This is a genomic window from Mesorhizobium sp. P160927 (assembly GCF_057766385.1).
Genome location: NZ_JBYMDW010000001.1, coordinates 1,010,382 through 1,035,792, shown reverse-complemented (window position 1 = coordinate 1,035,792; position 25,411 = coordinate 1,010,382). Strand labels below are relative to the sequence as shown.

Annotated in this window: 25 protein-coding genes, 1 tRNA gene and 1 pseudogene; 12 read left to right on the top strand and 15 right to left on the bottom strand. The window is 64.0% G+C overall.

What is annotated here, in order from left to right; genetic code table 11:
- Window positions 1-6: 6 nt before the first annotated feature.
- The gene (locus AC3CB8_RS05250; protein ID WP_352563328.1) at window positions 7-849 is read right to left on the bottom strand and encodes an urease accessory protein UreD; all 843 of its coding nucleotides are present in this window, start codon (window positions 847-849) and stop codon (window positions 7-9) included.
- Between the two features lie 202 nt (window positions 850-1,051).
- Here AC3CB8_RS05250 and AC3CB8_RS05245 point away from each other — a divergent pair, with 202 nt between their 5' ends.
- The 3 genes from AC3CB8_RS05245 (at window position 1,052) to AC3CB8_RS05235 (ending at window position 3,406) form a co-directional block, all read left to right on the top strand.
- A complete protein-coding gene (locus AC3CB8_RS05245; protein ID WP_015314512.1) occupies window positions 1,052-1,306 on the top strand; it encodes an acyl carrier protein in 255 nt (84 codons plus the stop codon).
- Window positions 1,307-1,310: 4 nt separating this feature from the next.
- The gene (locus AC3CB8_RS05240) at window positions 1,311-2,519 is read left to right on the top strand and encodes a beta-ketoacyl-[acyl-carrier-protein] synthase family protein (protein WP_023772194.1); all 1,209 of its coding nucleotides are present in this window, start codon (window positions 1,311-1,313) and stop codon (window positions 2,517-2,519) included.
- A 182-nt stretch (window positions 2,520-2,701) separates the two neighbouring features.
- Entirely contained in the window at window positions 2,702-3,406 is a 705-nt protein-coding gene (locus AC3CB8_RS05235) for a glutathione S-transferase family protein (RefSeq protein ID WP_023772193.1), read from the top strand.
- A gap of 27 nt (window positions 3,407-3,433) precedes the next feature.
- On the opposite strand, the gene AC3CB8_RS05230 is transcribed toward AC3CB8_RS05235, so the two are convergent.
- The 4 genes from AC3CB8_RS05230 to AC3CB8_RS05215 all read right to left on the bottom strand — a co-directional run bounded on the left by AC3CB8_RS05230 (window position 3,434) and on the right by AC3CB8_RS05215 (window position 7,697).
- Window positions 3,434-3,790 carry a hypothetical protein gene (locus AC3CB8_RS05230; RefSeq protein WP_352563329.1) on the bottom strand — a complete coding sequence of 119 codons (357 nt, stop codon included), beginning with the start codon at window positions 3,788-3,790 and terminating at the stop codon, window positions 3,434-3,436.
- A gap of 131 nt (window positions 3,791-3,921) precedes the next feature.
- Window positions 3,922-4,533: a nucleoside triphosphate hydrolase gene (locus tag AC3CB8_RS05225; RefSeq protein WP_023772191.1), complete on the bottom strand. Its 612-nt coding sequence runs from the start codon at window positions 4,531-4,533 to the stop codon at window positions 3,922-3,924.
- A 137-nt stretch (window positions 4,534-4,670) separates the two neighbouring features.
- Window positions 4,671-5,768 carry a hypothetical protein gene (locus tag AC3CB8_RS05220; protein WP_352563330.1) on the bottom strand — a complete coding sequence of 366 codons (1,098 nt, stop codon included), beginning with the start codon at window positions 5,766-5,768 and terminating at the stop codon, window positions 4,671-4,673.
- A 117-nt stretch (window positions 5,769-5,885) separates the two neighbouring features.
- A complete protein-coding gene (locus AC3CB8_RS05215) occupies window positions 5,886-7,697 on the bottom strand; it encodes a methyl-accepting chemotaxis protein (protein WP_352563331.1) in 1,812 nt (603 codons plus the stop codon).
- Window positions 7,698-7,953: 256 nt separating this feature from the next.
- On the opposite strand from AC3CB8_RS05215, the gene AC3CB8_RS05210 reads away from it, so the two are divergent.
- From AC3CB8_RS05210 to AC3CB8_RS05200, 3 genes are all read left to right on the top strand, one after another.
- Window positions 7,954-8,847, top strand: coding sequence for a D-alanyl-D-alanine carboxypeptidase family protein (locus tag AC3CB8_RS05210; RefSeq protein ID WP_352563332.1), 894 nt, complete (start codon window positions 7,954-7,956; stop codon window positions 8,845-8,847).
- Window positions 8,848-9,169: 322 nt separating this feature from the next.
- Window positions 9,170-10,093, top strand: coding sequence for a DUF1003 domain-containing protein (locus tag AC3CB8_RS05205; protein ID WP_015314520.1), 924 nt, complete (start codon window positions 9,170-9,172; stop codon window positions 10,091-10,093).
- 155 nt (window positions 10,094-10,248) lie between these two features.
- Window positions 10,249-10,325: transfer RNA gene (locus AC3CB8_RS05200), tRNA-Arg, on the top strand.
- Between the two features lie 708 nt (window positions 10,326-11,033).
- On the opposite strand, the gene AC3CB8_RS05195 is transcribed toward AC3CB8_RS05200, so the two are convergent.
- Window positions 11,034-11,273 (bottom strand): hypothetical protein, encoded by a 240-nt coding sequence (locus AC3CB8_RS05195; protein WP_023781870.1) that lies wholly within the window; start codon window positions 11,271-11,273, stop codon window positions 11,034-11,036.
- 1,279 nt (window positions 11,274-12,552) lie between these two features.
- Between AC3CB8_RS05195 and AC3CB8_RS05190 the strand changes: the two are divergent.
- The 3 genes and pseudogenes from AC3CB8_RS05190 to AC3CB8_RS05180 all read left to right on the top strand — a co-directional run.
- Window positions 12,553-13,206, top strand: a pseudogene (locus AC3CB8_RS05190) (SDR family oxidoreductase); the annotation flags it as partial.
- A gap of 163 nt (window positions 13,207-13,369) precedes the next feature.
- A complete protein-coding gene (locus AC3CB8_RS05185; protein WP_023772185.1) occupies window positions 13,370-13,681 on the top strand; it encodes an ArsR/SmtB family transcription factor in 312 nt (103 codons plus the stop codon).
- A gap of 2 nt (window positions 13,682-13,683) precedes the next feature.
- Window positions 13,684-14,169, top strand: coding sequence for an SRPBCC family protein (locus AC3CB8_RS05180; protein ID WP_352563333.1), 486 nt, complete (start codon window positions 13,684-13,686; stop codon window positions 14,167-14,169).
- Between the two features lie 33 nt (window positions 14,170-14,202).
- Here the strand turns inward: AC3CB8_RS05180 and AC3CB8_RS05175 are convergent, their stop codons facing one another.
- Both AC3CB8_RS05175 and AC3CB8_RS05170 read right to left on the bottom strand, forming a co-directional pair.
- On the bottom strand, window positions 14,203-15,003 hold the full coding sequence (locus AC3CB8_RS05175; RefSeq protein WP_023772183.1) for a class I SAM-dependent methyltransferase: 801 nt from the start codon (window positions 15,001-15,003) through the stop codon (window positions 14,203-14,205).
- Window positions 15,004-15,110: 107 nt separating this feature from the next.
- On the bottom strand, window positions 15,111-16,235 hold the full coding sequence (locus AC3CB8_RS05170; RefSeq protein ID WP_488377266.1) for a LacI family DNA-binding transcriptional regulator: 1,125 nt from the start codon (window positions 16,233-16,235) through the stop codon (window positions 15,111-15,113).
- A 618-nt stretch (window positions 16,236-16,853) separates the two neighbouring features.
- Here AC3CB8_RS05170 and AC3CB8_RS05165 point away from each other — a divergent pair.
- From AC3CB8_RS05165 to AC3CB8_RS05155, 3 genes are all read left to right on the top strand, one after another.
- Window positions 16,854-17,816: a sugar-binding protein gene (locus tag AC3CB8_RS05165; protein ID WP_023772181.1), complete on the top strand. Its 963-nt coding sequence runs from the start codon at window positions 16,854-16,856 to the stop codon at window positions 17,814-17,816.
- A 120-nt stretch (window positions 17,817-17,936) separates the two neighbouring features.
- Window positions 17,937-19,481: a sugar ABC transporter ATP-binding protein gene (locus AC3CB8_RS05160; protein WP_023781874.1), complete on the top strand. Its 1,545-nt coding sequence runs from the start codon at window positions 17,937-17,939 to the stop codon at window positions 19,479-19,481.
- A 12-nt stretch (window positions 19,482-19,493) separates the two neighbouring features.
- Complete coding sequence (locus AC3CB8_RS05155) at window positions 19,494-20,489, top strand: ABC transporter permease (RefSeq protein ID WP_023772179.1); 996 nt, start codon at window positions 19,494-19,496, stop codon at window positions 20,487-20,489.
- Window positions 20,490-20,575: 86 nt separating this feature from the next.
- On the opposite strand, the gene AC3CB8_RS05150 is transcribed toward AC3CB8_RS05155, so the two are convergent.
- The 7 genes from AC3CB8_RS05150 to AC3CB8_RS05120 all read right to left on the bottom strand — a co-directional run bounded on the left by AC3CB8_RS05150 (window position 20,576) and on the right by AC3CB8_RS05120 (window position 25,363).
- The gene (locus tag AC3CB8_RS05150; RefSeq protein WP_023772178.1) at window positions 20,576-20,791 is read right to left on the bottom strand and encodes a hypothetical protein; all 216 of its coding nucleotides are present in this window, start codon (window positions 20,789-20,791) and stop codon (window positions 20,576-20,578) included.
- Window positions 20,791-21,543: a COG4280 domain-containing protein gene (locus AC3CB8_RS05145; RefSeq protein WP_023772177.1), complete on the bottom strand. Its 753-nt coding sequence runs from the start codon at window positions 21,541-21,543 to the stop codon at window positions 20,791-20,793. The genes AC3CB8_RS05150 and AC3CB8_RS05145 overlap by 1 nt, the downstream gene beginning before the upstream one ends.
- Before the next feature lie 124 nt (window positions 21,544-21,667).
- Entirely contained in the window at window positions 21,668-22,297 is a 630-nt protein-coding gene (gene phnN, locus AC3CB8_RS05140) for a phosphonate metabolism protein/1,5-bisphosphokinase (PRPP-forming) PhnN (protein WP_023772176.1), read from the bottom strand.
- Window positions 22,294-23,433: an alpha-D-ribose 1-methylphosphonate 5-triphosphate diphosphatase gene (locus AC3CB8_RS05135; RefSeq protein WP_023772175.1), complete on the bottom strand. Its 1,140-nt coding sequence runs from the start codon at window positions 23,431-23,433 to the stop codon at window positions 22,294-22,296. Before AC3CB8_RS05135 ends, phnN begins: the two co-directional genes overlap by 4 nt.
- Window positions 23,434-23,468: 35 nt before the next feature.
- A complete protein-coding gene (locus AC3CB8_RS05130; RefSeq protein WP_352563335.1) occupies window positions 23,469-24,176 on the bottom strand; it encodes a DUF1045 domain-containing protein in 708 nt (235 codons plus the stop codon).
- Window positions 24,177-24,327: 151 nt separating this feature from the next.
- Window positions 24,328-25,140, bottom strand: a complete 813-nt coding sequence (gene iolB / locus AC3CB8_RS05125; RefSeq protein ID WP_023772173.1) for a 5-deoxy-glucuronate isomerase — start codon at window positions 25,138-25,140, stop codon at window positions 24,328-24,330.
- A gap of 4 nt (window positions 25,141-25,144) precedes the next feature.
- Window positions 25,145-25,363, bottom strand: a complete 219-nt coding sequence (locus AC3CB8_RS05120) for a DUF3329 domain-containing protein (RefSeq protein WP_023772172.1) — start codon at window positions 25,361-25,363, stop codon at window positions 25,145-25,147.
- Window positions 25,364-25,411 lie beyond the last annotated feature (48 nt).

The window sequence follows — 25,411 nt, the reverse complement described above, 5'->3', positions numbered from 1 at the left end:
ATACAGTCACAGTGACCATAATTTGGGCAGCCCCGCTTTTCCATTGAGCAATCCAACGAGCGGGACCAGCCGCTGGCGCAGCTGGTAGCCGTCCTCGGCGTAAAGCCTCGCAAGAAGCTTGCCAGATGTCTTCACCGTCCAGACGCTGGCACCACCCCGATCGCCAATGATCTCCCTAGCCTGATCGAGCAAGGCTTCCGCTCGCGGCGACACCAGCAGCAGCGTGGCCACGGCGATCGCGCCATTTGATATCGCCGGACGGGCCATGATCTCGGCGATATCAGGTCCGATGCGGAAATCCTCGGCGTGGATGAGGGTTCCTTCCCTGCGGATACGCCAGCGGTCGCGAAAAGTACCCTGTGCGGCACGTTCGCCCATGGCCTGGCGGCCGAAGACGGTCGCTTCCAGCACCAGCGCCTCGGCCCATGCGGCAAGCTCGACGTCCAACGTACGGACAAAGGCGGCGCGATCGAAGACGATGGTTTCCTGCGGCAACCAGGCGATGCTGCCGTTCTCTCCGACGGTCAGTCTGACCCGGACTTCGGCATGGTCCGATGCGGCGCGATAGACTTTTTCGCAGGCCTGGGTCGTTATCCCAGCGCTGGCATGCGGGCCGACATCGACCTCCCAGCCGAGGCGGTCGCCGCCGGTCAGTCCGCCGGCGGTGTTGATCAGGACGGCCTCCAGCGGGCCGGCCGAAACGTATGGCAGCCTTATCTTGGCGGAGCCGTCCTGATAGAGGCGCCGCAGCCGCGTGCGGCCGTCGATGCTGGCGCAACCAAGCTGCGCCTTGCCAGCCGCGCGCTGGGCCAGCTGACCTGAAAACTTGCTATTTTCGATCGTATCCACGCCGTCAGGTTAAGCACTGCGGCGCTTTTGTCGACATATAGCTTGTTGCTTGATGACGTTTCCGTTTCTATAGAGGGAGCCACCTTGGTACGGTCAGGCGACGCTTGGCGGAGGGATAAGGCGAAGATCGCGGCCTGATATCGAGGACAAGAAGGCGCCGTTCAGTTGGCGTCGGGAAACGACACAGTGGGGAAGAAACCGAATGGCTGACCAGCTGGCAGCGGACATCATCGAGAAGATCAAGGCCCATGCCGAGCCGGGCGGCGAGGAAATCACCACCACAACCGAATTGACGGCGCTCGGGATCCATTCGCTGGAGCTGACCGAGATCATCTTCGACCTCGAAGAGCAATATGGCATCGAGATCGAGATGAACACGGTCGATGCCTGGAGCAATCTGAAGAACGTCGGCGACATGGTCGAGGCCGTTCGCGCTCTGATCGCGAAAAAAGCCTGACCGAATGCTGAAGCGCGTCGTCATTACCGGCATCGGTGGACTGTGCGGATTGGGCACCGATGCGCAGGCAATCTGGGCCGAGATGCGGGCCGGCCGGTCGGCGATCGGCCCGATCGACAATCCCTTCCTGCACGACCTGAAGGTCAAGACCGGCTGCGAGATCAAAGCACTGCCGGATCACGGCATCGAGCGCAAGCAACTGGTGTCAATGGATCGCTTCAGCCTGCTGGCGGTGCTCGCGGCGAAAGAAGCCATGCGGCAGTCCGGATTGGTCCCGCATGCGGACAACACCTATCGGATGGGAACCATTGTCGGTGTTGGCGTCTGCGGCTTCGAGACCGTCGAGGAGAATTATCGCGCCATCCTGATCGAGGGCAAGAATCGCGCCGGCATCTTCACCGTTCCAAGAGTCATGCCGGGCGCCGCCGCCGGTCAGGTCAGCATGCATCTGGGTTTGCGCGGACCGGTGTTCGGCGTCACTTCGGCCTGTTCGTCGGCCAATCATGCCATCGCATCGGCGGTCGACCAGATCAGGCTCGGCCGCGCCGACGTGATGGTGGCCGGCGGCACCGATGCGCCGCTGGTGTGGGGTGTGCTGAAGGGCTGGGAGGCGCTGCGTGTGCTTTCGCCCGACACATGCAGGCCGTTCTCGGCCGACCGCCAGGGGCTGGTGCTGGGCGAAGGCGCCGGCATGGCGGTTCTGGAAAGCTACGACCATGCGATGGCACGCGGCGCCACCATTTTGGCTGAAATCGCCGGCGCCGGCCTTTCGGCCGATGCTTCCGATATCGTCGCGCCGACCGTCGAGGGGCCGGAAGCGGCGATGCGCTTCTGCCTGGCGGATGCCGGGCTCAATCCCGAGGATATCGACTACCTAAACGCACACGGCACCGGCACCAAGGCCAACGACCAGATCGAAACCCTCGCGATCAAGCGCGTCTTCGGCGACCATGCGCGCGCGCTATCCGTCTCCTCGACCAAGTCGATGCACGCGCATTGCCTCGGCGCCTCGGGCGGGCTGGAGATGATCGCCTGCGTCATGGCGATCCGCGAAGGCGTCGTGCCGCCGACGGCGAATTACCGCGAGGCCGATCCCGACTGCGATCTCGACGTGACGCCGAATGTCGCGCGCGAGCGCAAGGTGCGCGCCGCCATCAGCAACGGCTTTGCCTTTGGCGGCACCAACGCGGTGCTGGCCTTCAAGGCAATCTGACCTCCGGGCGGTTACCACCTGGCCGCGCTATCCCCACCGTTCGCGCGGTCCGAATCGGGTGACTGTCCGTGCATGGTGAAAGCGTCACCGCCATATTGATCCGGCCTCGCCGCGGCCCTAGTTCTTGGCCGACCCGCCAATATCGCGCCGCTTGGTGCGAATCCCCCGCTCAGGAGTTCCCGATGGCAGACCTGTCCGCCTTTCCGATCGCAAGCCGTTGGCCGGCCAAGCATCCCGACCAGCTCCAGCTCTATTCGGCAACGACGCCGAACGGCGTGAAGATATCGATCGCGCTGGAGGAAATCGGCCTGCCCTATGAGCCGCATCTGATCAACATCGGCAAGAACGAGAGCTGGACCCCAGAATTCCTGTCGCTCAATCCCAATGGCAAGATCCCGGCGATCATTGATCCCGACGGACCGGGCGGCGCGCCAATCGGCCTGTTCGAATCCGGCGCGATACTGCTCTACCTGGCGGAAAAGACCGGCCTGCTCATGCCTGTCGACGCGGCGCGGCGCTACGAGACCATCCAGTGGGTCTTTTTCCAGATGGCGGCTGTTGGGCCGATGTTTGGCCAGGTCGGCTTCTTCCACAAATTCGCCGGCCGGGAGATCGCCGACAAGCGACCGCTGGAGCGCTACCGCGACGAATCACGGCGCCTGCTCGGCGTTCTCGACGTCAGGCTGAAGGGCCGCAAGTGGATCATGGACAATGACTACACCATCGCCGACATCTCGCTGCTCGGCTGGGTGCGCAACCTGATCGGCTTCTACGAAGCGCGCGATCTGGTCGGCTTCGACGATTTCGCCAATCTGGCAGCGTGGCTGGAGCGCGGCCTGGCGCGGCCGGCGGTGCAGAAAGGCCTGACCATTCCGGCGCGAGGCTGAACCCATCAGCCCTCGGGAAGGAGCAACCTACTTTGCTTTCGCCTTGGGTCCGCCCCTGCCGACCACGGAGGCGGCAAGGGATGCCACGCCCCGCGCCGTGGCCACGACCGCGCCGGCGGCGACATTGGCCGCGGAGCGAACCTTCGAGCCGCCGCTTGCTTTCGAGCCGCCGGCCATGGCCGGCTTCTTCGCTTGGGCGGGCTTGGCGGCCGCTTTCGGCGCGGTCACTTTCGAGCCCGGCACGACTTTTTTCGGGGCTGCCTTGCCGAAGGCCTTCGCATCCTTGGAGCGCTGGGCGATCGCCGGGCCGGCCCCAGCCGTCGACTGCGGCGCCTTCGGTTGCGCCGACTTACCCCTGGTGGGCTTCTTCGCGTTTGTTGCCATGGGACGGAATCCCTCTTCTGGCATGATTGCCTGATCGGGATAACGCGTTGTAAGTCTTAAGGTTCCCGTCGAAAAATATTGAAAATTAAACGGTTAAATCCAGATCAACCAAGGTTGATCTGGATAACGGCTTAACCAAAGACCAGGTCGGCCGCCCGGCGCCGCGCAAGCACGCGTTCGATGTTGGGCATGTCGTTGGAGGCGATCCAGGCGCGCGCATCCGCCTCGGAATCTCCATGTTCGTGCCAGCGTTCCATCAGGCGGCGTTCGAGCTCCTTGCGCGGCACGTCGACGAAGATCGAGAAATCGAACAGCGGCGCCAGCCGCGACCACGGCTCCTCGTCGAGCAGCAGGTAATTGCCTTCCACCAGGATGAACTTGGTCTCAGCGCCGACAATCGCCGCGGCGGCGCGCGACAATTCCATGCCGCGGTCGAACACCGGAATGGCGATCTCGGCCTCGCCGGCGCGGATGCGCTTCAAAAGCGTCTCAAAGCCGCCAAAGTCGAATGTGTCGGGCGCGCCCTTTCGCGCCCGCAGACCGCGCCGCTCGAGCACGATGTCGTCATAGTGGAAGCCGTCCATGGGCACGACCTCCACCGCGCCTTCCGGCAAAAGGTCATGCAGGCTTGCCGACAGTGTCGATTTGCCGGCGCCCGGCGGCCCGGCAATGGCGACGATGAAGCGATTTGCCTTGCCGGCGCGCTTGAAGATGGTAGCGGCGAGGTGGGCGATTTCGGACATTTTTCGGCTCCTTCCGAAGATTTTTGACTCATCTTGTCGGCGGTCGCTTGAATTTCAAACCGCGATTTGCACGATTTAGAGCGACCGGTCGTGGAGTCAGCACTGGCGACCGCGATTAGTCCCTTACGGCTTCGTCTTCAGCGTGCCGCTGGCTGGCCGATACGAAGAAATTCACTATCGAACGGGACTTCCGATGCCGCGGCGCCAGCCAACCCGAGGCTGCCATCCGCGGTGGTGATCGCGCGCGGGGGCTCGCCATCCGACAGGGGCAACGCACCGATGACATGGCGGAACGAGACGCCGCGATCCTCGCCAAGCGCGAATGCGGTCGCCACGCCCTCGCGCTTCAGCCAGTTGTCGCCAAGCGAGGCGGCGTGGCCGACCGCGGTGCGCCCATCCTCGATGCCGAGCACGCCGAGATGGCGGCCGCTCCACGGCGCGTAGTCGCGCCCGCCATTGCTGAACCACAACATGGTAACCGGCAGTTCGGCCGGGTTCTTCAGCACCAGCACCAGATCGTCCTCGGCCTCGCGAGCCAGCGCGGTCCAGCCTGGACCGCCATGGTCGGTCTCGACCAAGGTGAGGAAATCCTCGCGCCGGTCATCCATACGGTAATCCGTCAGATCGAGCGTGCCGCCGCCGGCAGCAGGGAAATGCTCGAGGTCCGACGACCGACCGGGGTAGGCCAGCATGAAGCGGCCGCGCGCGGGGTCCGGCTCCAGCGGATCGGCTGGCGTGGCGGCAAACCGCTTCGGCGAGAAAGCCAGCCTGCCGCCACCTTTCATTGCCGTCATCGGGTGATGGGCGACAGAGATCGCGCCGGACCCGCCGGAAAACACATGTTCCTGGTAGAGGAAAGGATGGTCGTCGCGCAGCGTGAAAATCTTGTCGACGCTGGCGCCCATCACCTTGTGGCGCAGCCGGAAGACCGCGCGCCAGCCACTATCCGTCGCGCCACTGTCGACCACATCCCAGGCGCTGTTGGCCGGCCAGCCATGCAGCGGTGCCTCCTCGACATCGCTGCGCGAAAACGGCGCGCAGAGAAAGTCGCCGGAGAGCCGGACGGTGCCCCGCGACAGGTCTGGAGGCAGCGTCTCGCCCGCGTCGACCCAGGGTGCACGGTGTAGCGGCTTCAACCGGCGCGCGCCGCTCTCGACGACCATGTCGGCGATGTGGCCAACCGTGAGGTCCAGCGAAACCGAAATGCCCTTGGCGTTGATCGTGACTGTATCCATGGCTCTCTCACCCGAATCTGACGGGTGCCAAGAAGAACCGGTTCGGCGCACCGCGCAAGCGCGTGGGCGCGTATTTTGCATTGGTTTTGCGCTCGCCTTCGTCGGAAAGTGCGAGCCCTATTGCCGCTTGTAGTCGCGCACCGGGGATTTCGTCCCGTCGGTATAGGTCACCTGCACCGACATCGAGGTCACGCTTTCGGTGACCTTGAAATAGGGCTCGAAATCATCGGGGATGGCGTAGGGATCCCTGGCATTGCAGGGCGGCATTGGAAGGGTCTTGTCGAGCGTGGCACCGTTCAGGCTGTAATGCACCTCCTTGATGGCGCAGCGGTAGGACAGCATCTGGGTGAAATAGACCAACCCATGGTTGCCGCTGGCGTCGAAGGCGATCCATGACGTCCAGAACTGGTCGAGGATCTGCTTGTTGCCCTGTTGCAGGGCGGCATCCGGGTCGAAGCTTATGTCGAACGGGCCGGTCTCGCGCCCCCTGATGTCGAGATATTTGATCGCGATCGTGGTCTGCGCCGTGCTGTCGGGCAATTCGAAGCTCGGATTGGGCATCGGCTTGCCAGTCCGCTGGTCGTTGAGCGCCAGCAGGCCGGTGTCGGTGAAGGGGCCGGCGCCGCCAAGACGCCAAGATATCGCGGTCGCCGGCTCGGGCAGCGAAATGGTCATCGACCAGCCCTGGTTGGAACGCATCGGCGTCAGCGACGGCGCGAAGCGGGCGGGGTCGAGCACGTCGCCAAGGGCCGCCAGCCGGCCGCGGCCGCGGCCCAGCCAGTCGGCAAGCTGGGTCTGGTCGACGAAATATCCGAGCAGCCCGCCATCCTTCTCGTAAGAGACGAATTTGGTCAGCGCCTGGGCTTCGCTGCGCTTGTCGGCCAGCGTCTGGCTGCCGAGCCGATCCTCCGAGAACTCCTGCGCCAACATGAAATAGGCCGGTGCATAGTCCGGATTGGTCGCAATGAAGGCGTTGAGCTTGTCGAGCCGCTGGGTATCGTCGAACTGCAGCAGGTGGACGAGCTTAATCGATGGCGCCTTGGCTTTCTCCGCGAGTTGGCCGAACACCTCGCGGGCGCCGGCCTTGCCGTCCTGGACCCGCAGAAGCGTGGCAAAGCGCGTATAGGGATCGATGGCGTCGACATCGAAGCCGGCAAAGGCGAGATAGGAGCGCCGCGCGTTGAGCATGTCGCCCGAGAGCTCGTAGACGCGGGCATTGTGGTAGAATTCGTCCGGCCGCTTCGGCTCGGCGATGGCGCCGCCTTGCGCGGCCAAGGTGGCAAACCCCTTGGCGATCGTGTCGATCGAGGCGGCGATCTGCTCTGTCGTCGCCTGAAGCTTTTCGGCCTGGACCACTTGCTGCTGCTGGCCGCCTACGAGTGTCTCGGTCGTTTGCTTGACCGCTTCGACGGTCCTTTGCGTCTCGGCGCCTTGGGCAGCTTGCTGCTGCTGGGCGGAGGCGATCTGATCGGTTCTCTGGGCAACCGTGTCGGTCGATTTCTTGACCTCTTCGACGGTCTTCTGCGTTTGCGTGACCGTTTGCTCGATCCTAGCCACCTTTTCGGCGACGATGCCCGTCGACTGCTGCAGTTGCGCGATCGCCGGCACCAGGCTGGCGATGATGCCGTTCTGCGAATTGGTCTCCTTCTGCACGGCGTAGACGCCGCCGGCAACCGCCGCCGCACTGGTGGCGAACACCAGCGCCGGCAGTGCCCTGGCCGCCAGCACGAGCCTGAGCACGATGGCAATGGCGATGATGACGGCCGCGATCGAGGCAGCCAGCGCGATATAGGCGGCGAACGGCGCCAGCGGGTTGAGGATGTCGGAAACGGCGCCGCCGATGAAGGCGATGCTGCCGGCCCATTTGCCGGTGCGGCTGAGCGACGCCCTGATCAATGACGGCGCGGCGCCAGCCCCAATGTCAGCCATTTTGCGAGCCCCCCTAGCCGCCGGATGCCACGCTCCTTCCCACGGCAGGCGCAGCTTTGGCAAGGAAAGACAGGAAACGGGCGATTTCGGGGCGGTGGCAAGGCTTGGTTCCTCTCCCCGCCTTGGCGAGTGGGGAAACAGGCCGCCGGCACTCGACATTCCCTGGGCTAACCGGCATTAACCAAATGGACGCACCCGCCGGGTTACGTTAGCTTCGCCTTATCTCAGCAACAGCATCGCCAGAACAGTCCAGCCCTTGTCCTTGCCGCGTCTCTTTCCGCTCTTCCAGAAAATCCTCGCTGTCCTGGCCCTGGCGGCCCTGATGGCCGGCTGCTCGACCACGGCCCCGCCCGACAGCGTTCTGGCCGTGCCGGCGCCACCGCAAAAATACGCGGCCATCGTCGTCGATGGAAAGAGTGGCAAGCAGCTGTTCGAGGTCAATTCGACGGCGCAGCGTTATCCGGCCTCGCTGACCAAGATGATGACGCTCTATCTGCTGTTCGAGGCGATGGAGACCGGCCGCGTCACCAAGGAAACGCAGATCCCGGTTTCGGACCACGCCGCCTCGCAGCCGCCGACCAAGATGCGTTTCCGGCGCGGGGAGACGATCGACGTCGATTCCGCCATCCGCGCCATCGTCGTCAAATCGGCCAATGACGTGGCCGTGGCGGTGGGCGAATATCTCGGCGGCTCGGAAGACCAGTTCGCCGCCATGATGACATCCAAGGCGCGCCAGCTCGGCATGAGCAGCACCACCTTCCGCAACGCATCGGGCCTGCCCGATGACGGCCAGATGACGACCGCCCACGACATGGCGGTGCTCGGCATGTCGTTGCAGCGGCGCTTCCCGCAGCACTTCCATTATTTCTCCGAAAGCGACTTCATGTTTCGCGGCCGGCTGGTGCGCGGCCATAACGACATGCTCGGCCGCGTGCGCGGCGTGAACGGCATCAAGACAGGCTATATCAGGGCTTCCGGCTTCAACATCGTCACCTCCTACGACGCCGACGGCCGCCAGCTGATCGTGGTGGTGATGGGCGCCGACAGCGCGCGCCAGCGCAACGACCATGTCGAAGCGCTGATCCAGCGCAGCCTGTCGCCCAGCATGGCCGACACCAAGACCAGGCTGATGTTCGCCGAACAGCAGTGAGGTGAGGCGTGATCCGCGCACCGGACAAAAAGCCAATTGCCTGGCTTTTGGAACGACGAACGGTGCAGACACGGTCCGCCCTTGAGCGGATCAAAAGGTCCAGTGGACCTTTTGAAGGGTCTGAACGCCCAAGGGGCAGGGAGCCTGCGAAGGGCCGGCCGCCGTCCCAAGTCGTGCCTTGGTGCCCGCGAAACTTCGCAGCCGGCTACCATCTTGCGACTGTCACGCAATCGTGCGGAAGACGTGGCATAGGCTTGCGAATCCGACAGTGGATAAGCGCCGTCGCCTCAGCGTATCCTAACTTACAGCGCAGGAGCCCATCATGAGCACCGTACCCAAGGCATCCGAGCAGAAGTCGGCCGACAATGAGAACGACAGCGGCGGCGAGTATTTCGAGGCGCCGACCACGCAAGAGGATTTGCACGAGGTTTCCGACGAGCATTTCGACACGCCCGAAGTGCCGGATTCCGAGCCATCAGGCCCGGGCGCATCGCGGCTGAAGCCGAAGAAGAAGCCGTCGGCGATCTCGGGCCGCAAATTCCGCAAGCGCGACCTTGTGCGTATCGACACGCTGCGCCCGAGCCTCGCCGACCGCATTCATTCGGACCACCCCGACCTGCCCAAGGGCGCGCGCATCAGCCGCGAGGAGCTCGGCCGCTACCGCATGCGCTACATGGAGGAGCTCTTACAGCAGGAGCACGGCGAATTCTCCGAGCTCGACCGCCAGGTGGTGGAATCGATCGCCCGGCAGGACACGATTTCGGAAAACAGCGAAGAAGAATTCGAGGAGCACCGCTCTTTCGCCGACCGGGTTTCCGACAACATGGCCGCCTTCGGCGGCAGCTGGTGGTTCCTGATCTCGTTCGCCAGTGTGCTCCTGGTGTGGATCGGCATCAACCTGATCGCGGGCATGGCGGGCGCCTTCGATCCCTACCCCTTCATCCTGCTCAACCTGCTGCTCTCCTGCATCGCCGCGGTTCAGGCGCCGATCATCATGATGAGCCAGAGACGGACGGAGGCCAAGGACCGGCTGCGCTCCTTCAACGACTACCGGGTGAACCTCAAGGCCGAGTTGGAAGTCCGCCACCTGCACGAAAAGCTCGATTACCTCATCTCGCGGCAATGGACGCGACTGGCCGAGATGCAGCAGATGCAGCTGGATGCAATGCACGAACTGGCGAGCGCGAAGAAGGCAAAGCGGGCGGTGCGGGGGCGGCGGCCGGTGAAGAGCCCGGTAGAGCAGTGAGGGGTGGTGCCCGCGCAGCGGGCGAACGCTCTGCTCCCCAAGCCAAGTTTCGCAACGCTGCCAATTGCCCGTTGAAGCCCGCGCCCGCTTCCGCTAAGAAGCCGTGACTTGCTGGTTCGCCGGCTGGTTCGTTTTCCGGGCTCTTCGTCCTGAAAGCACCCGTAGCTCAGTTGGATAGAGCGCTGCCCTCCGAAGGCAGAGGTCACAGGTTCGAATCCTGTCGGGTGCGCCAAATTCCGTAGGTCCGACCCGGACACATGGGTTACGGTTCATACCGGAGACATGGCTAACACTTTTGGCCCGAAGGGGTTTTGGAGTGGTTCGAGCCTGCATGTCGGCCACTTACTCCGATTGCCTCCTTTCCACGACCTGTGCGCTGGCTCCGGCGGGCGGCCTTTTTATGCGACATTCGGGAACCTGCTGTTCCTCGGCTGGTTCGAATGCCGGCAGCCTCCCTCGCTGCTGGTCAGGTCTCGCAAGACTTGGCCGGGCCCGCTTCGCCGCCAGTGAGGCGGGCCCACAGCGATTGGCAAGTCAGGTCCGCACCAAAGGAGCAGGGATGAAGAAGACATACGAACAACCCGTTCTCATCAAACGCCAGCGGCTGTCCAAGGTCACGGCAGGTCCGGGACCTTTCGCTCTCATTCGGCCAACCACGTCCGGCTGACAGCACCGCTATCGCAGGAGCCCGCTGCCGAAGGTGGCGGGCTCTCATCTTTCCCCGGGGGGGAACAGCCTGACGAAGCCAAGTTGGGGCAAACGCAGCCGACTTCCCTTCGCTGCGTGTACTTCTGCTCTGTATTGGAACCGCCTTCTGGTTATCAGTGGTGATGGCAGACGAGGCTCGCTTGCCCCAAGGCAACTTTCCGCAAGCGGTTGCTTGAGGAGCATCTGGAAAGCCGGAAGCTGCTATACCGCCCGCCGACAAGCCAGGTGCTGTTCACATTCCCAAGGTCTGATTGGGTTCCAAATGAAGGAAAGCTGCGAGCGAGCTGCTTGAAGCATCGAAGGCGGCCTGGTTGGCTTGAGCAAACTCTGCCAGCGCGTGCTCGACTCCGCCAGCCGCGGTTCCTGTAAGCTCCATGCGATACAGCACCTGGTGGGTGAGCATTGCGAGCTTGGCGTCTCTGTACAACGCACTGTGCTTCACAGTTTCGGTGTCGAAGTCTCCGATCAGCATGATGGTTGCTCCGGGTTTTGTCTCCGGAAATCTCCCATCTCGGTTTTGGTTCCGGCAGCCGATGGGGCGGGATATCCGCCCCAGGGGTTGGTGGGCGAGCGCCTCGGTCTTGAGAGTAGCTCCGGCCCGTAGAGTTCAAGCGCGGCGTTTCGGCCGTGCACTGTTTTCATCTCTGTTTGGACTGGCCCCGCTGCCGCGAAGGTGGCGGGCTTTTGGGTCGAGCCCCGAAGGGCCTCAAGAATGATAAGGCCGAATGGCTCTAGCCGTCGCGCGTGTGAAGGTCCTGAAGGCGAAGACAAGCCGCGCCACTCGAGGCTGCTCGATCGCCGAGAGGAGGAGAGACGAGCCCGCGAACCTTGACCGCCTCAGAAAATCTCAGTGGTTATGACTAGGATTATTCCTATTGCAGCCAAGACCATGACTACGATCATCGCGGCTTCAAAACTTCCTCCGGCTCGGCCAACGAATGCTATCATTTTTGCGCTCCCCGATGCACGCCCGCTCTGCCCTCTTTCAAGGAAAGACCGAAGGCTGCTTGGGTGAAATCACCTATGTTAATGGTGAACCATGAAACATGGCTGCCGCCCTTCTCTCGCCGCAGTCCCTACCGATCTGTTGGAGGTGTAAGTTCCGGGCCCTGCAGACCGCTGCCGCGACATACCGGGCATCTGATAGTAGAACCTTTGCAGCCCGGTCGGTGAGCCCCATGCGGGCAACAAGTGCCGTTCGAGGCCAACCATTTTCCGCAGTCGAATACCTTCCCGGCGCCGAGACACCGCCGACACTGGAATTTTCTGAATCCTGCCAAGCACCACCCTGCCCACTAGACGAGACGGCAAGAACGCAAGGGACGGAGATTAGTTTCAGCTAATTCACTTGACTGGCAAGGAATGTGTTCCTTGTCCCTGAATGCATCTGAGCAGGAATAGCTAATGCTAAACGCGAGAACGCGCCATGGGGGCGGAGCTGTGTCGGAATTGGAGCTGCCTGCCAAGCAGGCTCTCACCGCGGCCGCGGCGATGCCGTCGTCGCGGACCTCTGCTGAAGGCGTTGCGAAAGCCGAACCAGGTCGATAGAGAGGGCCAAAATCAAAGCTGAACAGCCGAGGATGTTTGGGCCTATTGACGCCTTTAGAGCCGCCCACCGCGTCAGCGCCCATCCCTAGGAGCCAGACTTGGCCACAACCATCACCAGGCGTGTCCTGATCACCGGCGCCGGCGCGGCTGCCGGCATCGGCTTTGCCATTGCGCGGCAGTTTGGCTAAGCCGGGCATGCGGTTTTCCTGACCGGCGCCAGCGCGCGGGTGCTGGAGCGCGCTGGCGAGCTTCGCGGCGATGGCGTCGATGCCACGGCCGCGGTCGCCGATCTCACCATCGCCGCGGAGGTGGGGCGGCTGCGGGCCGAGGTCGGCGCTATCGATATCCTGGTCAACAATGCCGGCATGGGCTCGCTGGCCTCGCCGTCCGTCGACAAGGCGTTCCTAACGATGAGCGAGGCCGAGTGGGACCGGGGCATCGAGACCAGCCTGAAGACGGCGTTTCTCGTCACCAGGGTGTTTCTGCCGGCGATGGTCGAAACGGGGTATGGGCGCATCGTCAACGTCGCGTCGGTGACCGGGCCGCTGGTCTCCTACCAGGGCACCGCCGCCTATTCCGCGGCGAAGGCCGGCATGGTCGGCCTGACCCGGACATTGGCGCTGGAAGTGGCGCGCCACGGGGTCACCGCCAATGCAGTGGCGCCCGGCTGGATCGAGACCGGCGCGTCGAGCGAGGCGGAACGGATAGCGGCCCTGCATGCGCCGCCGGGCCGCGCCGGCCGGCCCGGTGAGGTGGCGGCGGCGGTCGTGTTCCTGGCCTCCGAGAGCGCCAGCTATATAAACGGCGCCTTGCTGGTGGTCGATGGCGGCAACAGCCTTGAAGAGCGCAAGGGATAGAGGGCGCGGCCGGTTTTATGCCCGTGTGGATTTCGACCTTCGGCGCAACTCCTTCCACCGGAATGAACTGCGATCCCTATCTCGGGTGAAATTTCTCGCCGCCGCACCGGGCCGCCAGCCACAGTCGCTTGACTAAATCATCAGCCTACACTAATCATAAGTCATGACTGTTGATAGCGCACAGCTTGCCGCCCTGGGCGATCCGACGCGAAGGCAGATTTTTGAGCTGATAGCGGAGCGGCCGCGCTCGGTGGCGGAGGTCACGCGGCAGGTCAGCGTATCGCAGTCCGCGGTGTCGCAGCATCTGAAGGTGCTTCGCGATTCGCGGCTGGTGCGCGCGGAGCCGAAGGGCGCCAGCAACGTCTACCATATCGATCCGCACGGGCTTGGCCAGATGCGCGCCTGGCTCGACCGGTTCTGGAGCAAGACGCTCGCGACCTACAAGCTAGCCGTCGAGACCCCACCAGAGGAGTGACCATGAACACCCAGATTCCCATCGCCTCCGTGAAACAATCCGTCGTCGTCGAGGCGCCGATCGAGCGCGCCTTCAAGGTCTTCACCGAGGATTTCGGCAGTTTCAAACCGCCAGAGCACAACCTGCTCGCAGCCCAGATCGCCGAGACGGTGTTCGAGCCTCGCGTCGGCGGTCACGTCTATGACCGCGGCGTCGATGGCAGCGAGTGCCGCTGGGCGCGCGTGCTGGCCTATGAGCCGCCGAACCGCGTGCTCTTGAGCTGGGACATCAGCCCGCAATGGCGCATCGAGACCGACCCGGCCAAGACCAGCGAGTGGGAAGTGCGGTTCACCGCCGAAACGGCTGAGCGTACCCGCGTCGAGATCGAGCACCGCAACCTGGAGCGCCATGGCCAGGGCTGGGAAGGTGTGCGCGACAGCGTCGCCGGCGATCAGGGCTGGCCGCTTTACCTGCAGCGCTATGCCGATCTGGTTGCTCGGCAGGCCTGATCGCGGTTCAAAGGCGCTTCGCCCTCTGGGCGGTCATGGCGCCACGCCTCTGCACGCCCAGGCGACATTGGCGAACGACCTCGGGCCGTCCGGTCGCCCGGCCTGATAGGCATCGCGGACGGCAGCCTCGGTGCGTTCGCGCTCGGCTGCCTCGAGCGTGGTCATGTATTTGCCGAGCGGGCCCTCGCCGGCTGAAATCGGCGCCCAATAATCGGCGAAGTCCTGGTAATCCATACGGATCATCAGCTCGGTTTCGGTAACATCGGCCAGGCCCTGCTCGATGAAGGTCCGCTTCATTTCGCCGGGCTGCATCATCGGCTGGAAGCAATAGCGGCCGCGCAGTTGGCGACCGCTCTCGCTGAGCGCGGCGACCGTGTCGATCATCATGCGCATGCCCGCCATGCCGCCGAGATGGTCCCACACCACGGCCGCGACCACCCCGCCCGGCCGCGTCACCCGGCGCATTTCGGCAACCGCCTTGCCGGCTTCCGGCACAAAGTGAAGCACCAGCAGCGCCAGCGCGCGGTCGAACGCATTGTCGGCGAATGGCAAGGCGGTGGCGTCCGCCTGCTGGATCTCGATGCGCGGATCGGTGTTGCGCCGCTTTGCCGCCTCGACGAAGACAGGCGAAAAGTCGATCGCCGCGATCGCCGCGAGTTCGGCGGATTTCGCCAGTTCGAACGTCAGACTGCCGGTGCCGCAGCCGACATCGAGGATCTTTTCGCCGGGGGCGAGCCCGGCGAAGCCGATGAAGCTGGGCGCGAGCTTTCGGCTCCAGCGGCCCATGAGCTGCTCATAGCCGGATGCGTCATGAACGGTGAAACTCGACGTCATATGCGCCTCCCTGGCTGTGGGTACAGGCTAGACCTCTATCAGGATGAAGCCAAGATAGGGGGGTACGGTTGATGCCAGCATCCCAGGACAGGGGAAGGGCCGGTGTTTTATGCGACGCCCTTGAATGTCGCCACGCTCTCGCGCTCCACCAGCGGGCATTCCAGCTTGGTGATTGGATATCGCCCCCGCCCCACTATCGCAGGCGCTTCCAGCTGCTCGATCGCCCATTGGCCCATGGCCATGTGCGGAAGGATCGACGTCGTCAGCGGCGGGAACAAATGCCGGGCGATTTCCTCGTCGTCATAGCCGACGACCGAGATGTCGGCGGGAATGTGCAGTCCGGCTTCCTTAAGGGCTTCGTAGCAGCCGATCGCGGTGCGGTCGTTCTGGCAGAAGATCGCGGTCGGGCGGTCCTTTAGCGTCAGTAGCTTCACGGTCGCGGCGTAGCCGGCGCTGGCCGACCAGTCGCCCTCGACCACCAGTTCCGGGTCGAAGGGGATGTCGGCGGTGGCGAGCGCGCGGCGGTAGCCTTTCAGCCGGTCCTGTGCTGCCTGCATCCAGGGTTCGCCCGTGATGGTGGCGATGCGACGGTGGCCATGGCTGATCAGGTGTCGGGTCGAGCTCTGGCCTCCGGCGATCTCGGAGGGCACCACGGCGGGGAAGGCATAGTCCGCGGTATAGCAGTTGAGCAGGATAACTGGGATCTCGAGGCCGTAGAGGAAATCGGGCGCCGTGATTTCGCGGGTGAAGATGGTCATGTAGATCAGTGCCGAAATGCCGCGCCTGGTCAGCGCCGAGATGGCGCGCGGCTCCATCACGGCGTCGCCCATGGTCTGTGCCACCAGAAGCACGTTGCCGGCGTTCCACGAGGCCTGGCGCGCGCCTTCGATGGCGACCACGGCTTCCGGGCTGGTGGCGAGCTGGTCGACGGCGAAGCCGATCACGCCGTCGATTTCCTCGAAGGCCGAGCCATCAAAAGCCCCCTCGAAAGCCGCAACGGGCTTCAGCGCGGAGAAGGCGGGGGCGCTGTAGCCGAGCGCGCGCGCCGCCTCGATCACCCGCTCCCGCGTCTGCCGCGACAGGCGAATGCCAGGCGAATTGTTGAGCACGAAGGAAACCGTCGCCTGCGAGCAGCCGGCGGCCCTCGCAATATCGGTCATGGTGACGCGGCCCTTGGGCTTTGCCGCCGCCTTGCGGCGCTTCCTGATGGCCCGGTCCGTCGTCTCGCTCATATCCCCCCCAAATCCCCAGCCTGTCTAGCTTCAGCTCGCCGGGCCGACAAGATGAGGCGACGCTTCCGATTCATACCGGCATCGATCTTACTGATAATTATTACCATCCTTGAGGCTCATCCCCGTCCCAAAGGCTCGAGCCCTCGCAAAACCAGAGGTCGTAAAGGCTTTGGGTGCGTACGATCGCCCATCGCAGCGTCGGCAAATCGATTCGGCCATGACACCCAAGCGCCACCGGACCGGTCGTTTGCTAATAGTATTTACTAATACAAGGATGCGCTATACCGTCAATCCTCGCCTCCGGCCACATTGGTCCGGTTGGTGACGGAGGTGTCCGTGAACGGCCCGACGGAGAGCGGATATAACTTCCGCGAACCATGTCTCAGATATGTGATATGTCAGACAAATCGGACTATTTACGAACGGGGAATGAGTGTCTAAAGTCCGTGGCCGTGGCTGGAAACGACGTCATTCTTTTCAATGCCGGGGAACCCCTTTGAGGAGGAGGGCGTCCACGCCGCGGACGGCAATTCAGGTGAGCAAGACAATTTAGTGTGCAAGACAATTTACTGTGCAAGTCCGGTCAGTCCTACGACTGACCAAAACGGGAGGTTGAACATGAAATCCTTGATACGCAATGCATCCGTGGCCGCCGCGGCCCTGGCTGTCGGCCTGACGGCGACGGCAATCGCGCGCGCCGACGACAAGCCGACGCTGGCCTTCGTCGTCAACGGCGCTTCCGATTTCTGGAAAGCGGCCGAAGCCGGCGTCAAGAAGGCGCAGGGCGAACTGCCCGACTACACGCTCGAACTCAAGTATCCCGAACAATCCTCTGTCGCCATCCAGCAGCGGCTGATGGACGATCTGGTGACCGCCGGCGTCAAGGGCATCATGGTCTCGGCCGTCGATCCCAAGACCTCGACCGATGGCCTGAACAAGATCGCTTCGCAAACGGCGCTGTTCACCACCGATAGCGATGCCCCGCAGACCAAGCGTGTCGCCTATATCGGCTCTTCCAATGTCGACGCCGGCAAGCAGGCGGCCGAAATCGCCAAGAAGGCGATGCCGAACGGCGGCAAGTGCCTGGGCTTCGTCGGCCTGCTTGGCGCCGACAATGCCAAGGAGCGCATCCAGGGCATGAAGGACGGCCTCGCCGGCACCAAGATCGAACTGGTCGACGTGCGCGGCGACGACATCGACCAGGCGCGCGCCAAGAAGAATGTCGAGGACGCGCTGGTCGCCAGCCCCGACGTCACCTGCATGGTCGGCTTCTACTCCTACAACACGCCCCGCATCTATGAAGCGCTGCGCGATGCCGGCAAGCTTGGCTCGATCACCGTCGTCGGCTTCGATGACGATCCGATCACGCTGGGCGGCGTCAAGGAAGGCACGATCGCCGCCACCGTGGTGCAGCAGCCCTTCGAATGGGCCTATCAGGGCATGAAGCTGATGGCCGCGTATCTCAAGGGTGACAAATCGGGCATTCCGGCCGGCAATTTGATCATCATCCCGACCAAGATCATCGGCAAGGATGACGTCGACGCTTACGCCGCCAATCTCAAGGCGATGGCTGGAAACTAAGACCAGAAGCAGTCCAGCCGGCTCAACTTCGCTTGAGCCGGCTGTTCGCATTGACGAACCCTGCCGGGGTCGTCAGTCTGCAGAACGGGCATTTCGGCCCACCGGCTGCTGTCAGGCATGATGAATTATTCCGACACATCCATAGCTGCGACCACTCCGTTCCTCAGCCTTGAGAACGTGCGCAAGACCTATCCGGGGGTCGTGGCGCTCGACGGGTTCTCGATGGAGGTCAGGCCGGGCGAGGTCATCGGCCTGGTCGGCGAGAATGGCGCCGGCAAATCGACGCTGATGAAGATCCTCGGCGGCGTCACCACGCCTGACAGCGGCGCCATCACGGTCGACGGCGCCGCCCACAAAGGCCTGAGCGTGGAGGGGAGCCTGGGGTCGGGCATCGCCTTCGTCCACCAGGAACTCAACCTCTTCGAAAACCTCGACGTTGCCGCCAACATCTTCTTCGGCCGCGAGCCGTTGCGCGCCGGCCCGCTGAGACTGGTCGACCGCGCGAAGCTGCGCGAAATGGTGGCGCCGCTGCTGAAGCGCGTCGGCGCCAATTTCTCCGCCGACACGCAGGTCGCGGATCTGTCGCTGGCGCAGCAGCAGATGGTCGAGATCGCCAAGGCGCTGTCGATCAAGGCGAGGCTTGTGATCCTCGACGAGCCGACATCGAGCCTGCCGCTGGCCGAGACCGACAAGCTGCTCGACGTCATCAAGGCGCTGAAGGCCGATGGCATCAGCGTTATCTTCATCTCGCACCGCCTGCACGAGATCGAGCGCGTCGCCGACCGCGTCGTGGTGCTGCGCGACGGCATGCTGGCCGGGACGCTCGGCAAGCGCGACATCAATCACGACCAGATGGTCAAGCTGATGATCGGCCGCATGCTGAAGGAGCGCGAGAAAGCCTCCGAGGCGGCGCGTGCGCCCGGCGCCGTGGCGCTTGCAGCCAAGGCCGTCCGCACCCCCACCTACCCCAGCCGGCCGGTCGATCTCGAGGTCAGGCGCGGCGAAATCCTCGGCCTTGCCGGCCTTGTCGGCTCCGGCCGAACCGAACTGGCGCGGGTGTTCTTCGGCATCGAAGCCAGCCTTGGCGGCACGCTGGAGCTCAACGGCAAGCCCTTAACGCTGGCCAGCGCGGCGGACGCCGTCGCGCAAGGCATCTTCCTCGTGCCGGAAGACCGCAAGCTGACCGGCATCCTGCTCGACCTGTCGATCGCGCAGAATATTTCACTCCCCAATTTGCCGGCGCATGCCAGGCGCTCGCTGGTCTCGGCAAGTGCCGAGACCGCCACCGCCGAGAAGCAGAAGAAAAACCTCGGCATCAAGGCGCCCTCGGTGCAGACGCGCACCGGCACGCTGTCGGGCGGCAACCAGCAGAAGGTCGTGCTCGGCAAATGGCTGGCCATGAACCCGAAGGTGATGATCCTCGACGAGCCGACGCGCGGCATCGACATCGGCGCCAAGGCCGAGATTTACGGCCTCATGCGGGCGCTGGCCGACGCCGGCGTCGCCGTGCTGATGATCTCTTCCGACATGGAAGAGGTGATCGGCGTCTCCGATCGCATCGCCGTCATGCATGAGGGCCAGATCTCGGGCATTCTCGACAAGGATCAGTTCAGCCAGGAAAACGTGCTTTTGCTCGCGGTGGGCAAACCGGTGAACAGGCCGTAAGCGGAGACGACGATGACAAAGAAAGATCTCGGCCTGCTGATTCTGATCCTGGTGGTCGGGGCAATCGTCGCCATCATCAATCCGCGCTTCCTCTTGCCGATCAACCTCGCCAACACCTCGAACCTGATCGGCCTGTTCGGCATCCTCTCCATCGGCCAGGCCTTCGTCATCATCACCGGCGGCATCGAACTGTCCGTCGGCTCCGTTGTCGCGTTGCTGGGCACGCTGTTCATCGACTTCATCGCCGTGCGCGGCATGGGATGGCCGATTGCCTTCGTGCTCATCCTGGTGCTCGGCGCCATTATCGGCCTGGCGCATGGCTGGCTGATCACGCGGCTCAAGCTGCAGCCCTTCGTCGTGACCTTGTGCGGGCTTTTGATCTATCGCGGCGTCGCGCGCTTCTACACCGCCGACGGCACCGCCGGTTTTGCCTTCGGGCAGAATTTTCCCGATCTCGAATTCCTGACCGCCGGCCGCTCCTGGGGCGTGCCGAACTCCTTTTTCGCGCTGATCGTCATCGCCGTCGTCATGTGGGTGGTGCTGCACCGCTCGGTGTTCGGGCGCTATCTCTACGCCATCGGCAAGAACGAGGAGGCCGCGAAATATTCCGGCATTCGCACCGGCCGCGTCGTCATGGCGGCCTACGTCATCTGCGGCGTGCTCACCGCGCTGTCGGCGATCTATTTCGCCATGTACACGCGCTCGATCTCGCCGGCCAGCCACGGTCAGTTCTACGAGCTCTACGCCATTGCGGCCGCGGTGCTGGGCGGCTTCTCGCTGCGCGGCGGCGAGGGCTCGCTGATCGGCGTCATCCTCGGCACGGTGCTGCTGCAGGAACTGCAGAACCTCGTCAACCTGCTCGGCATTCCCTCCTCCCTCAACTTCGCCGTGATGGGTGGCGTCATCCTCATCGGCGTGCTGGTCGACCAGCAATGGGGCGTGTTCCGAGCGCGACGGCGGATGGTCGATGCCGCCCGCAAGGGCGCTGTCGGCGCCGCCGCGGAATAGGTCCCTTCCGGCCTTACCGGTGCAGGGGTGACGGGGTGGCGTGCCTTTCGCGGCACCCTCTGGTCATCCGCCATGCCTGGCTGAAATTACCTGCCGCTCTGTCGTGCGGCGCGGCGAACGCTTTGCAACAGGATGGCAAGGCAGCCAACCAGCAGCAGCGCGCCGCCAAGCAGCGGCGGCAGCGCGAGCAACTTCACCGCCGCGGTAACGGCGGCCACCAGGACCAGCGCCAGCAGGGCCAGATTGCCGTCATCGACGAACATGCCGATGACTTCCCTGGCAACGAGACGAAGGACGTTCATCAGGCGAGTCCTCCGGCTGCTGTTGGACGGATACCGCGCAGCCAGCGCACCATGGCGAAGGACGCCAGCGCGACGATGGCGAAGATGGCGAGCAGGGCAAGATCGGCGCCAGGCCAATCGGCGCCGATGCCTTCGCCGGTCCAGAAGATGCCAAAACTGGTCAGCATCAGCCCGACCACGAATTTGAGCGCATTCTCGGGCACGCGCGCCAGCGGCCGGTGGACGGCCAAGCCGACAAGCATCACCAGGATGAAAGCCGCCAGCGCACCCATGCTGGCGTAAAATGTCTGCCCATGCGCGGCGCCGACGGCGATGACGATGAACACCACCTCGACACCCTCGAGCAGCACCGCCTTGAACGAGGCCAGCCCGGCGAGGTAATCGGCGCGCCGATCGGCGGCCTGCTGGTGCAGGGCCACGGTTTCCTTGGCGAAGGCCGCCTCCTCGTCATGCAGGGCAATGACGCCGACGCTGCGCAGGATGGCTTTTCGCAGCCAGCGCATGCCGAACAGGATGAGCAGCACCCCGACGACGAACTGCAGCGTGGTGATCGGGACCAGCGCCAGCAGCGGACCGAAGGCCAGCACCAGGGCCGCCAGCACAGCCAGCGCCAGCGCGGCGCCGGTCAATGCCGGGCGCCAGCTGCGTGTCACCCCCACCGCAAGTACGATGGTGAAAGCTTCGACGACCTCGACCAGGGAGGCGAGAAATGCCGCCGTGATTATCGAGAGGACGGGTGTCAGTGTCTGCATGAAGTTTCCTGTCTGGCTCGACCTCATTTCGAGTTCGCGGATCGTAATCCAGAATCACCCCACGCGGCCAGCAGCCCGGAGCGTTTCCAGCGGCAGCGCAAGCAGGCGGGTGAAACAAGGCAGATCAGATCAGGCCCGACATGTCGGAAAAGGCCATGGCCTTGCGCAGCACTTCCGCGAAACGTTCGCCGGCCACTTCGCGCGGACCGCTGTTGTCGATTGACGTGACGCCAGGGCCGGACAAGCTCATATTGGCGCTGCGCGCCAGCCGCGCCAGCACCTCGCCGCGCGACTCGCGGCCGCGCATCGCCAGCCGCTCCGCCAGCACCTCGGGCGAAGCGGTGATCTCGACGACGGCCAGATTGGCATAGCGCTCGCGCAAGGCGGGGATGATCGCGCGCGACACGTTGGCCACGGCGACATGTCCATTGGTGACAGACCAGTCGACATCGGCAGGCAGGCCATAGCGCAGGCCATGCGCTTCCCAGGAGATGGCGAAGGCGCCGTCAGCCTCGGCCTCCGCGAAGGCGGCGTCGGCCAGCGTATCGTGGTCCTCGCTCGCCGTATCGCTCGGCCTGGTGATGACGCGGCGCACGAACTCCAGCTGCGTCTCGTCGGCAAAGAGCGCCTTGGCATAGCCTATGACCGTGTCCTTGCCGGCGCCGCTGGGGCCCACGACAGCGACGAAGACGCCGTGGCGGATCGGGAAGGTTTCGGCGGACAGTTCGCGCTCGATCGAGGCCGACACCATCATGCCACCCGGCATCCCTGCCGCCAGACGGTGCGTACGACCGGAACATGATCGTCGACGCGCACGCGCACCAGATCGGCGCGACGGCCCTGCTCGATGACGCCGCGGTCGTCGAGGCCGACGGCCCGCGCCGGGTTCTTCGAAACCATGGCGACGGCCCGCGGCAGCGAAATACCTTCGACCATGTCGCCGAGGAAGAAGGCCGACTGGATCAGGCTGAAGGGAATGTAGTCGGACGACAGGATGTCGAGCAGGCCGTCACTGGCCAAGGTGCGTGCCGAGACATTGCCCGAATGCGAGGCGCCGCGCATGACATTGGGCGCCCCCATCAGCACCCCAAGCCCGGCGGCCTTCGAGGCACGCGCCGCTTCCTCGGTGGTCGGGAACTCGGCGACCCGCACACCCTGCTCGATGGCCTCCTCGACATGAGCCGACGTCGCATCGTCGTGGCTGGCGAGCACGATGCCGCGCTCCCGGCAGGCGGCGGCGATGAAGACGCGGTTCGGCCCGGAGTTGCGTGACGATTCGTCCATCCGCTTCTCGCAGAATTTCTGGAAATCGCGATCCGAGAGTTTCAGCTTGCGCTGGTAGTAGTAGGCATAGGTTTCAAGATTGACGAACTGGCGCTGGCCCGGTGCGTGGTCCATCAGCGACGCCAGCTTGACTCGTTCGTCACCGTCGAAATTGGCGAATGCGTTGAGGCAATCCGGCGCTGAAACCTCGCAGCGAAGGTGCAGGAAGTGATCGGCCCGCAAACGATCCTGCGCGACGCTGTCCTCGATCGCATCGGCCAGCTTGCGTATGTCGTCCAATGTCAGGTCGGCGTCCTCGTCCATGCCGACGCGCAAGGCATCGAGCACGGTCGTGATGCCGGCGGTCGCCACCTGCGCGTCATGGGCGAGCACCGCGGCGATCGGGTTCCAGCGCACTTTCGGCCGCGGCGCATAATGGCCCTCGAGATGGTCGGTGTGGAGTTCGACCAGCCCTGGAATGATGAAGTCGCCGCCCATGTCCTCGCCGGTCCGGGCCGAACCGGCATCGATGCCCGCGATCAAGCCATCGCGCAGCACCAGTGAGCCTTCGACGATCTCGTCGGCAAGAACGATGCGGGCGTTGGAAAGAACAGTTTCGGCGGTCATTGCGGGTAGTCCTTGGTCTTGCAGTCGGGTTTCGTTCAGGCGATTTTTCGGGCCGGGCGGCGTCCGAGCGCGTGCTGGGAAAGCACCATGAACGGCGCACCGGGCTCGGGTTCGATAAACAATGTCAGCGCGTCCACGAGCACGGGCTGGCGCAACACATCGGCGAAAAGGCTGTCGATGGCGGCGCGCAGGCGAGGGCTTTCCCGTGGGCCGGCCCGCCCGGACAGGGTCATGTGGAAGCGGAAGGTCTCGAAGACATAGGGATAGCCCCATTGGCAGAGATTGCGAAACTCGACCGGCTTCAGCGAATCCGGGCTGCGCCGCTCGATCTCGGCCTCGGACAGCGGCGCGCGAAACCGATCGAAATCGCGTACCACATCGTCGGCGAAGCGGTTGAGCGGCGGCAGCGGACCATCCGGCACCAGCGCGAAGAAGCTGTCGATCTGGCTGACGACCAGGCGCGGGATCGTGACGACAGGCGTAACCTCGGCAAAATGATCCAGCGCCGCGCGGAGCGAGGCTTCGGTCTCCGTCGCAGCCAGGTGGAAGGGCGCCTTCAGCGTCGCGTGAAAGCCATAGCGGCGCGCCGAAGCGGTGTGGAAGGCCACTTCCGCCGCCGACAGATCGGCAACGGCCTCAACCGGCCTTGTCGCGGCGCCGAACGGATCGCGGCCCAGCCAATTCGCGGCGATGCGCGCCAGCGGCTCGTCCTGCCGGGGGGTGAAATAAATGGCATAACGCATGGGAAGTCCTCGTCAGAACTGTTGCCATAGGTGATTTCCATGACGGATTGACGAAGCTTTGACGGGTTTTAGAAGGCAAATCGACACTTCGGGTCCTTAGCCGACGATTTTTCCAAGCTGGACCAATAAGTTCGACCGGACGGCGACACGGTCAGGCCTTCATCAACCATTCGTGCTCGGGAGCATTGTGGAATTTCCACGTCCGCTTCGGTCCGGCCATCACGTTGAGGTAATAGAGGTCATAGCCGTGGCAGGCGGCACAGGGGTGATAGCCCTTGGGCACCAGCACCACATCGCCATCCTCGATCGCCATGGCTTCGTCCAGCGCGCGATGTCCGCTTTTGTCGGCATCGGTGTAGACGCGCTGGAAGGCAAAGCCCTGCGGCGGGTTGAGGCGATGGTAGTAGGTTTCCTCGAGATAGGACTCGGCAGGCAGGTTGTCCTGGTCGTGCTTGTGCGGCGGGTAGCTCGACGTGTGACCGCCGGGCGTGATGACCTCGACGACCAGCAACGAGTCGGCCGGCTGGCCTTCCGGCAGGATGTTGGTGACGTAGCGCGTGTTGGTGCCCTTGCCGCGCACCTCCTGGCCGAGATCGCCCGGTCCGATCACCCGGACCGGCAGGCCGCCGCCAAGACCGGGCGCCGAGCAGACGCCAAGTTCCAGCTCGGTATCGGCCGTCACCGACCAGTCCGATCCCTGCGGCACATAGACCGACCACGGCTTGCCATCGAAGGGCGACATGCGCTCGCCGAGCAGGCCGAGATCCTTGCCGCCGGCTTTCACGGTACCCTTGCCGGTCACGAACACCAGGCAGACTTCGCGGTCTTCCGTCTTTCCCGACGCGTTTTCGCCCGGCTTCAGCCGATGCAGGTCGAAACCGACATAGGTCCAGCCGGCGCTTTTCGGCGTCACATGGGCGACGCGGCCATGGCCCTTGTCGGCTTTGACGAGCAGTTTCGACATCGGGTTACTCCTTCGGTTCGGTCTCGCTTGCGGCCTTGCTCTCGTCCACCGGCTTGTAGAGATAGAAAAACTGCCAGATGGCGTAGCCGGCAAAACCGAGCGCGATGACGCCCCAGAACGGCGTGCCGGACGCGAACTCGATCACCGACCAGATCAGGCAGACGGCCACGACGGCGATGCGCCGCCACAGCGGGCGGAAGAACGGGTGTTCATAATCTTTCATCGCGCCATCCGAATTCAGCAATCCGTCCTCAGATAGACCGCGCCTCAC

Coding starts and splice junctions, on each gene's coding strand:
- AC3CB8_RS05245 (WP_015314512.1), top strand. CDS start 1,052: ATGGCTGACCAGCTGGCAGCGGACATCATCGAGAAGATCAAGGCCCAT.
- AC3CB8_RS05240 (WP_023772194.1), top strand. CDS start 1,311: ATGCTGAAGCGCGTCGTCATTACCGGCATCGGTGGACTGTGCGGATTG.
- AC3CB8_RS05235 (WP_023772193.1), top strand. CDS start 2,702: ATGGCAGACCTGTCCGCCTTTCCGATCGCAAGCCGTTGGCCGGCCAAG.
- AC3CB8_RS05230 (WP_352563329.1), bottom strand. CDS start 3,790: ATGGCAACAAACGCGAAGAAGCCCACCAGGGGTAAGTCGGCGCAACCG.
- AC3CB8_RS05225 (WP_023772191.1), bottom strand. CDS start 4,533: ATGTCCGAAATCGCCCACCTCGCCGCTACCATCTTCAAGCGCGCCGGC.
- AC3CB8_RS05220 (WP_352563330.1), bottom strand. CDS start 5,768: ATGGATACAGTCACGATCAACGCCAAGGGCATTTCGGTTTCGCTGGAC.
- AC3CB8_RS05215 (WP_352563331.1), bottom strand. CDS start 7,697: ATGGCTGACATTGGGGCTGGCGCCGCGCCGTCATTGATCAGGGCGTCG.
- AC3CB8_RS05205 (WP_015314520.1), top strand. CDS start 9,170: ATGAGCACCGTACCCAAGGCATCCGAGCAGAAGTCGGCCGACAATGAG.
- AC3CB8_RS05195 (WP_023781870.1), bottom strand. CDS start 11,273: ATGCTGATCGGAGACTTCGACACCGAAACTGTGAAGCACAGTGCGTTG.
- AC3CB8_RS05185 (WP_023772185.1), top strand. CDS start 13,370: ATGACTGTTGATAGCGCACAGCTTGCCGCCCTGGGCGATCCGACGCGA.
- AC3CB8_RS05180 (WP_352563333.1), top strand. CDS start 13,684: ATGAACACCCAGATTCCCATCGCCTCCGTGAAACAATCCGTCGTCGTC.
- AC3CB8_RS05175 (WP_023772183.1), bottom strand. CDS start 15,003: ATGACGTCGAGTTTCACCGTTCATGACGCATCCGGCTATGAGCAGCTC.
- AC3CB8_RS05170 (WP_488377266.1), bottom strand. CDS start 16,235: ATGAGCGAGACGACGGACCGGGCCATCAGGAAGCGCCGCAAGGCGGCG.
- AC3CB8_RS05165 (WP_023772181.1), top strand. CDS start 16,854: ATGAAATCCTTGATACGCAATGCATCCGTGGCCGCCGCGGCCCTGGCT.
- AC3CB8_RS05160 (WP_023781874.1), top strand. CDS start 17,937: ATGAATTATTCCGACACATCCATAGCTGCGACCACTCCGTTCCTCAGC.
- AC3CB8_RS05155 (WP_023772179.1), top strand. CDS start 19,494: ATGACAAAGAAAGATCTCGGCCTGCTGATTCTGATCCTGGTGGTCGGG.
- AC3CB8_RS05150 (WP_023772178.1), bottom strand. CDS start 20,791: ATGAACGTCCTTCGTCTCGTTGCCAGGGAAGTCATCGGCATGTTCGTC.
- AC3CB8_RS05145 (WP_023772177.1), bottom strand. CDS start 21,543: ATGCAGACACTGACACCCGTCCTCTCGATAATCACGGCGGCATTTCTC.
- phnN (WP_023772176.1), bottom strand. CDS start 22,297: ATGATGGTGTCGGCCTCGATCGAGCGCGAACTGTCCGCCGAAACCTTC.
- AC3CB8_RS05135 (WP_023772175.1), bottom strand. CDS start 23,433: ATGACCGCCGAAACTGTTCTTTCCAACGCCCGCATCGTTCTTGCCGAC.
- AC3CB8_RS05130 (WP_352563335.1), bottom strand. CDS start 24,176: ATGCGTTATGCCATTTATTTCACCCCCCGGCAGGACGAGCCGCTGGCG.
- iolB (WP_023772173.1), bottom strand. CDS start 25,140: ATGTCGAAACTGCTCGTCAAAGCCGACAAGGGCCATGGCCGCGTCGCC.
- AC3CB8_RS05120 (WP_023772172.1), bottom strand. CDS start 25,363: ATGAAAGATTATGAACACCCGTTCTTCCGCCCGCTGTGGCGGCGCATC.